The organism is Vibrio sp. 2134-1 (assembly GCF_033339495.1).
Window position 1 is genome coordinate 1 of record NZ_JAWOUS010000120.1, and the last position, 1123, is coordinate 1123.

The window sequence follows — 1123 nt, forward strand, 5'->3', positions numbered from 1 at the left end:
CTTCTTTTTCTTGAGCATGTTGCTCTCGTCTTTGGATTGTTGATTCTCTTTCTAAAATGTCATTCTTCAATCGGTGGTATTCATTCCATTCGTTTTCGAGTTCTTTTCGTACTCGGGATAATTGTTCTTGATAAGCTTGGTTTACCTTTTCTTCTGCCCAAGACTTTGCCTCTTGCTTGAAGTTTTCGGCATCCGATTCTGCTTTTTTTGCTTGTTCTTCTGCTGCTTGTTTTATTTCTAGCGCTTCGACAATTTGGGCGTCATTTAGACCGTTATAGATGTATCTTGAAAGTGGTGCTAAAACAAAAAAACTTAAGACAAATAGTGCCCATAAAGGCCACAATCCTTTGAAAATATCCCAGAACCCTTTGGTTCCTGTGTATTCATAAATGACTGGTTTATTGCCTTTAAAATCGACCAATCCCCATTCGTCAGGTGCGCTGTCTGTTTCCCAAAAGTCGGTGATTAACACCGCGTTGTCTACGTAGTGATAACTCCAGTTTGCTGACCAGACAATAGCGCCTATGACAGCCACTAATATTAACCATCTCATCGTAGATAAACCTCCGTAATGTCGGGGCGGAAATGCCCCATTTCTTGGGATACAACTTCAAGTGCTTTCTCGTAGGGCATGGATTTTTTTAGCTCGTCCATACGTTCTTGGGCGTAGCTATGGCGTAGGCCATGCGCTCCGGTACTCCAATTCAATGCTCGATTTGATGCAGTGGTGAAAGAACTGGACCAACGATTACCGCCATTAATGTCGTAATGACTGGTGTAGTTCACACCTCGATCGGTAATCTGCACTGGTTGATTAAGTCTGCGATCTTCCAATCTTTCAGCAAGGGGGTGGGGAATGAGAACTTCACGAACCAGCCCCCCTTTTCCCTCTACGGTGTAACGTATTCCGTCTCGACCTGAGAATTTTTCTTCTAGTGCCGGTCTTGGATCTGGCGTGCGTACATCGATACGTTGCAAGGTATTCAGTTCATGTGCTCGAAGTCCGGCTGCGTGAGCTATTTCAGTTGAGAGAGCATTGCGTTCAGTTTGTGCATCCGCAATCATTTTTGCTTGCTCTGGGGTGTAAGAACGGGAGGATAGAATTTGCTGCTTTTCGGATTTG

At 44.3% G+C, this 1123-nt stretch carries 1 protein-coding gene and 1 pseudogene; both read right to left on the reverse strand.

Going from position 1 to position 1123, the window contains the following annotated elements:
• Positions 1–472 (reverse strand): hypothetical protein (locus tag R7R78_RS24295; protein WP_225474397.1); only part of this gene is annotated, 472 nt, incomplete at its 3' end.
• 77 nt (positions 473–549) lie between these two features.
• Positions 550–1123: pseudogene (locus R7R78_RS24300) on the reverse strand (site-specific integrase); the annotation flags it as partial.